The organism is Bradyrhizobium sp. P3_C3, from assembly GCF_056402655.1.
In genome coordinates this window covers 46,825-52,856 of sequence record NZ_JBFUGY010000050.1, presented here as the reverse complement: position 1 = coordinate 52,856, position 6,032 = coordinate 46,825, and the positions used below count along the sequence as shown (strand labels likewise).

Here is a 6,032-nt window from a genome sequence, read left to right as displayed (position 1 = left end):
CTTTGACATTGGCGATCGCAGTCACCTTTCGGCGCAGCGTATGCTCGATCAGCGGCCGCGAGCCACACAGCAGCGACGTCCCGCAGTCGCGCCTTGGCAGCGCGCCGACATCTGGCCGCTCGTACTGGACGTCCTTGAAGACATTCACGGGAACTGCACCGGCGGCGGCAAGATCCTGCGCGAAACCCGGGAAAAGGGAGTCGAGGGCCTGCAGCCCACCGGCCAGAAGAAGATGCGGATGCCGATCCTGGGGAACGCCGGCGCGGGACATGATCGAAGCCGGCAGGACATCGCGTTCGAGAATGAGGACTTCCTGGAAGGCGGAAGCAAGCGCACCGGCGGCAGACAATCCTCCAATCCCCGCTCCGATGACAACCGCGCGTTGCCCAAAATGACGGCTCATACTTATTCCTTTGGTTCGATTCACCACCTTTCTGTGCGTGGACCGCACTACGGGAATGTTTCCAATCGCGGGATCTTTGTTTCGATTGCAACGGAGCGGCCGCGATGCGCACTTCAAGGAGAAACGAACGGCGCCGTGGCGCGGGTCTATTGTGGGTCAGGAGAGTAGCGGGGGCTAGGCGTCCAGCTCACACCCCGATCGCATTCCGCATCACCACGTCGCGATAGAACGCCGCGCTCAGCTTCGGCACGCGCGCTTGGGTCTCGAAGTCGACCCGGTAGAGGCCGAAGCGCTTGCCGTAGCCGTAGATCCACTCGAAATTGTCCATCAGGCTCCACAGGAAATAGCCGCGAATCGGCACGCCCTCGGCGATCGCACGCTGCATCTGGGTCAGGTAATTGCGCAGGAACATGATGCGGTCGAGATCGTAGACCTGGCCGTCGGCGGAAATCTTGTCCTCGGACGAGGTGCCGTTCTCGCTAATATAGATGGTCTCGATGTTCCAGATTTTTGCGGCGAGACGCGGGGCCCAGTAGATCACCTCAGGGCCGACCCGCAGCCATTCCGAGTTCATGTGCGGGAACGAGGTTGGGAACGGCAGCACGCGGAAGCCCGACGCGCGATCGGAGGCCGTGACGTAGTATTGCGGCGCGTAGATGTTGAGCCCGACGAAATCGTTCGGCGTGCCGATGATCTTCAACTCGTCAGGGGTGAATTTCGGCGCATCCGCGCCGGCATAGGCGAGGAAGCCGTCGGTGTACTTGCCCTCCAGCACCACGCCGAGAAAGCCGGCATTGAGCTCCCGCGTTGCTATCTCGGCGGCGCGGATATTTTCCGGCGTCGCGATCGCGGGCACGCAGGCCGCGATGTTTTCGGCGGCACCGACGCGGGTGCCGGCGCGGCCCGACGCGCGGATCGCCTGCACGGCGAGGCCATGCGCCAGCGCGACGTGGTGCCGGGCCTGGTTGAGCTGCTGCAGCGGCAGCTTGAGGCCGGGCGCATCGATGCCCCAGCCATAACCGAAATTCACGAAGCGCCCGACCTCGTTCACGGTGAAGATGGTTTTGACGCGATCGGTCAGGCGCGCGGCGACATAGGCGGAGTAATCTGCAAAAGCCTGCGACGTGTCGCTCGACTGCCAGCCGCCGACGCGATCCTGGAGCGCCTGCGGCAGGTCCCAATGATAGAGCGTCGCATAGGGCTCGATGCCGTTCGCGAGCAACTCGTCGACGAGCCGGTTGTAGAAATCGAGCCCCTTCGGATTGGGCTGGCCCGATCCATCCGGAAACACCCGCGGCCACGCAATCGAGAAGCGGTAGGCCTTGACCCCGAGCGCCCTAATCAGCGCGACGTCGTCCTTGTAGCGGTGATAGTGCTCGTTGGCGCGGTCGCCGGTCGAGCCGTCCTCGATCTTGCCGGGCGTGTGGCTGAAAATGTCCCAGATCGATTTGCCGCGGCCGTCCTCGTCGATGGCGCCCTCGATCTGGTAGGACGAGGTCGCCGTGCCCCACAAAAAGTCCTTGGGAAAGAGCGCGGGCGCGTGGCGATCGGCCGACGCGGGCGTCTCATTATCTGCAGCCTTGTTATCTGCAGCCTTGTTATCTGCAGCCTTGTTATCTGCAGCCTTGGCACCCGCCGCTGCACCAAGCGCGACGAGCCCCGCGAGCTTCGCAAGATCGCGCCGCGAGACATCAGCTGACATCGCTATCTCCGAGCCTGCTCCATATCGATCTGATAGGCGGAAATCCGGTCGATCTCGAATGCGACGGTGGGTGGCGATTCCGCATCGACCGGACCGACGCCGAGAAAGAATTTCGATCCGATCGCGAGATTGACGATCATGTACATGGGATCGTCGAAGCCGATCGGCACCTTGATGTCGGAGACCGGCTTGCGGTCGATGAAATAGACCAGGCGATCCTCCTCCCACAGCACACCGTAATTATGGAACGTGCTCGAAGCATCGCCGACCGCATAGTCGAAGCCGCAGGACTGGATCTTCTGGGTCGACGGAATCCGCCAATGCGTCGTCATCACGAGATCGCCGGGCCGCTCGCCGCGGCCTTCCAGCACGTCGACCTCCGGCGGCCAGCCGCCGTCGTCCGCCAGCATCCAGAACGCCGGCCAGACCGCATGGCCGACCGGCACCTTGGCGCGGATTTCGAAATAGCCGTGCTTCTGCGCGAATGTGCCCTGCGTGGTCAGGATTCCCGAGATGTACTCGTTGTTGAATAGAACGGACTTCAGTTCCGGCGGCGTGCGGCTGGCGACGATCGAGAGCACGCCGTCCCTCACCTTGAACGGATCAAGCCCAAGCGGCGTCCCCGCACGCCCCGAATAGCGCGGATCGACGTAGATCTGCTGCTCGCCATTGGCGCTGGTCTTGCGCTTGAAGTCGGAGCCGTCACCGCCCCAATAGCGCGCTTCCGGCCACGCCGCACCGCCGGCGTAATGCGGCACCCAGCGACCTGTCGCAAGCGGATGCTCGTCAAAGTCATCGTTGAAAGTCCGGCGCAGCGGCAGGAACGCGAGCAAGGCGGGATTGACCGTCTCAAGCTTGCGGCACTCGATCATGGAGGGATCGGTGGTCACTTGCAGCGTCATCGTGCCGGGCGCAGCATCGAGATCGTCCTGCGCGACGCCCGGCGCGGGCACGGCAGACAGGCCGATCGCGACCAGAGCGCCCTTCGTCCAACTGTCGATCATCACCGCACATCGAACTTGGCAGGATGTACGGAGGTTAGCTCGCCTGTCTTCGAGCGGGCAAGCACGGCCATCTGTGCGGGCGGGCGATTTCGAAAAGGTCATCTCGACGTCGCATCCAGGTTCGCCCGGAAATCGCTTCACCCCGGCGCAAGATCGGCGGTTAACCGGGCCAGTTCCGCGCGCTCCAGCTCCGCTAGGGAGGCGCGGGCGCCAAATCCTTCCGCATTCGTTACCGTCCCTTAAGCCTCCGATGGCAGTTTGGCCGGGATCCGCGGCCCTGCCCGTCCAACCGCCGATCCATCAGGTCCAAGGTCGTCGCTCATGTTCGCCGAGACGCTGGAAGCGGTTCAGTCCTCGCCGTCGAAGCGGACTGCCTATGTCCGCTTCGTGCTGGCGGCGCTGGCGTCGATCGCCGTGTTCAAGGCCTTCTGGTTCGCACGCTTCKGCGGCTGGACGGATCGCGAGCTCGCCGACTTCGATGCCTTCCATATCGTCGCGCAGCACGTCTGGCGCGGCGATCTCGACCAAGTCTATCATTTCGATGCCCTGCTGAAGATGCAGATGGAGGCCGCCGGCGGCGCCACCGGCWTCATGCCCTGGACCTATCCGCCGCAATACGACCTCCTGCTCGCGCCGTTCGCATTCCTGCCGGTCGGCGTCGGCTATTTCCTGTTCACCGCCGCGACGCTTGCACTCTATCTCGTGACGCTCCGGGCGATCGCCGGCCGGAATTTCGCGCAGGTGCTGGTGATCCTGTTTCCGGCGATGGCGATCACCATCGGCTGCGGGCAGAACGGCTTTCTGACGGGGGCGCTGATCGGGCTGGTCTGCCTCAACGTGGAGCGGCGGCAGCTGTTGGCCGGCCTCGCGCTCGGCGCCATGGTGATCAAGCCGCACCTGGCGATTGCCGCCGGCGTCTATCTGCTGGTGACGCGGCGCTGGATTGCGCTCGGAACGGCCGCGGCCGTCGTATTGGCGAGCTCACTGCTCTGCACGCTCCTCTTCGGGGGGCAGATCTGGTTCGCGTGGCTCGGAGCGATCAGGGAATCGGCGGGCTATCTCGAGCAGGGCTTCTACCCGCTCTTCCGCATGATCTCGACCTATGCGGCGCTGTACAAGGCCGGCCTTCCCGCAAGCGCCGCCTTCTGGGGACAGACGGCCGTCGCCGGGCTGGCCTTGTTGGCCGTCCTTCTCGGTGCGGCGCGAGGCGCTTCACCGGCCTTCACGCTCGGTGCCGCCGTGATGGTATCCGTGATGATCAGCCCCTATGCGTATGATTACGATCTGCCGATGGTCGGGATCGGTCTGGCCCTGATGCTGCCCGATCTCGCCAGGATGGCGAGCCCGCGCGAGCGGAGCGTCATATACGGGCTGATCCTGTTCGCCGGAGCCTATGGGCTGTTGCAGTCGGGGCGGCTCGCGGTGCAATTCGGGCAGAAGGCCGATCCCGACCAACATTTCGCGCCCGCCCTGGGCGGCTTCGCCCTGATGGCGCTCCTGGTCCTGCTGCTGCGGCTGCTGTGGCGCGGGACGCAGCCGGCGCCCATCCGTCGCAGGCCGCGGAATAACGCCTCTAGGCCCGCTGCAATGCCAGCGTCACGCCGCCGAGCGTGAGCGCCATCGCCGCCCATTCGCGCAGGCCCAGCGGCTCGCCCAGGATGACCGCGGCGGAGACGACGCCGATCACGGGGACGATCAGCATGCCGGTCGAGGCCGAGGTCGGCGGCAGGCGGCGCAACGTCTCGAACCAGGTGACGTAACAGACGCCCATCGGCACCAGCGTCATATAGACGAAGCAGCCGAGTCCCAGCGGGGTGATCGCGGTGATGTCGGGATGCTCGAACAGGATGCCGAGGATCAGCATCGTGGCGCAGCCTAGCCCAACCTGCCAGGCGACGACCACCAGCGGCGGCATCGGCAGCGGCTTGCGGTTGAGCACATTGCCGAGCGCGAACAGGATGGCGCAGAGCAGCGCGAGCGCAATTCCGAGCAGCTTGTCGGCGCCGAACGCAAAGCCGTTGCCGCCGAGGAGCAGCGCGACGCCGGCGACACCGAGGACGAGACCCAAAATATCCCGCATGGTCGGCCGCGTACCCAGCACCGGCCAGGCGAACAGCATGGCCCAGATCGGCATCGTATAGGCGAGCAGAGCCCCTTCGCTCACGGTCACATATTTCATCGCGACCGTGCCGAGCCCCATCCAGGCAAGGACGTTGGTGAGGGTCGCAAACAACAGCCGCGGAATCGCCTCGCGCGGAACGGCGAAGGATTCCTTCCGACTCAGTGCCAGCGCGCCGAGAATGAGCGAGGCGCAGACGCCGGCCAGCCCGCGCGCGAACAGCGGCGGCCATTGCTGGAGCAGCAGCTTCATCAATGGCCAGTTCAGCGCCCAGCCAAGCGCCGTCACGCCAAGGCAGAGAGAGCCGATCGTCCTGTCGCGCCGCGCCGAATCCATGGACAGCGCTTAGCAGGCGGGTGCGGCGCACTCCACCTCGGCTGGCGCATGCGGGCCATGGCGGACGATGGAACCGGGAACGCCGGTACCCGTTCAAATGGGAGCGGGTGGCGGTGGTGCCGCAACGCAAACGAGGGAGACGTACCATGCCCACAGCCGAGTCGGATCACGTCTACAAGATCCTGGAGCTGGTCGGATCATCCGAGACCTCCATCGAGGATGCGATCAAGAATGCGATCAGCCGCGCCGCCAAGACCGTTCGCGAAATGAAATGGTTCGAGGTGGTGCAGACACGCGGTCACATCGAGAATGGCGCCGTCCGCCACTACCAGGTGACGCTGCGCGTCGGCTTCACGCTGATGGACTGACGCGGCAGAGGCCGCGCGAAACATCATGCCGCGGCAGCGTGGTTAACATCCGGCGATGAGAGTCGATCAAAATATCGACGATCTCCTCCGGCTGACTACG

Annotated in this window: 6 protein-coding genes; 3 read left to right on the top strand and 3 right to left on the bottom strand. The window is 64.7% G+C overall.

Annotated features, from left to right (window positions below; all coding sequences use genetic code 11):
* On the top strand, nucleotides 1-571 hold a 571-nt coding region (locus AC1DW2_RS37390; protein ID WP_477008475.1), incomplete at its 5' end, for a hypothetical protein.
* Between the two features lie 19 nt (nucleotides 572-590).
* On the opposite strand, the gene AC1DW2_RS37385 is transcribed toward AC1DW2_RS37390, so the two are convergent.
* The gene (locus AC1DW2_RS37385) at nucleotides 591-2,105 is read right to left on the bottom strand and encodes a GH1 family beta-glucosidase (protein ID WP_477008474.1); all 1,515 of its coding nucleotides are present in this window, start codon (nucleotides 2,103-2,105) and stop codon (nucleotides 591-593) included.
* 2 nt (nucleotides 2,106-2,107) lie between these two features.
* Entirely contained in the window at nucleotides 2,108-3,109 is a 1,002-nt protein-coding gene (locus tag AC1DW2_RS37380; RefSeq protein ID WP_354114309.1) for a glycoside hydrolase family 16 protein, read from the bottom strand.
* A 321-nt stretch (nucleotides 3,110-3,430) separates the two neighbouring features.
* Between AC1DW2_RS37380 and AC1DW2_RS37375 the strand changes: the two genes are divergently transcribed.
* Entirely contained in the window at nucleotides 3,431-4,723 is a 1,293-nt protein-coding gene (locus AC1DW2_RS37375) for a glycosyltransferase family 87 protein (RefSeq protein ID WP_477008473.1), read from the top strand.
* Here the strand turns inward: AC1DW2_RS37375 and AC1DW2_RS37370 are convergent.
* Complete coding sequence (locus AC1DW2_RS37370) at nucleotides 4,683-5,564, bottom strand: DMT family transporter (RefSeq protein ID WP_354114311.1); 882 nt, start codon at nucleotides 5,562-5,564, stop codon at nucleotides 4,683-4,685. The genes AC1DW2_RS37375 and AC1DW2_RS37370 overlap by 41 nt on opposite strands.
* 146 nt (nucleotides 5,565-5,710) lie before the next feature.
* Here AC1DW2_RS37370 and AC1DW2_RS37365 point away from each other — a divergent pair, with 146 nt between their 5' ends.
* Complete coding sequence (locus AC1DW2_RS37365) at nucleotides 5,711-5,932, top strand: dodecin (RefSeq protein WP_085401916.1); 222 nt, start codon at nucleotides 5,711-5,713, stop codon at nucleotides 5,930-5,932.
* Nucleotides 5,933-6,032: the final 100 nt, after the last annotated feature.

Bases quoted from the DNA above. Each gene is read 5' to 3' on its own strand.
- AC1DW2_RS37385 (WP_477008474.1), bottom strand. From the start codon at position 2,105: ATGTCAGCTGATGTCTCGCGGCGCGATCTTGCGAAGCTCGCGGGGCTC.
- AC1DW2_RS37380 (WP_354114309.1), bottom strand. From the start codon at position 3,109: ATGATCGACAGTTGGACGAAGGGCGCTCTGGTCGCGATCGGCCTGTCT.
- AC1DW2_RS37370 (WP_354114311.1), bottom strand. From the start codon at position 5,564: ATGGATTCGGCGCGGCGCGACAGGACGATCGGCTCTCTCTGCCTTGGC.
- AC1DW2_RS37365 (WP_085401916.1), top strand. From the start codon at position 5,711: ATGCCCACAGCCGAGTCGGATCACGTCTACAAGATCCTGGAGCTGGTC.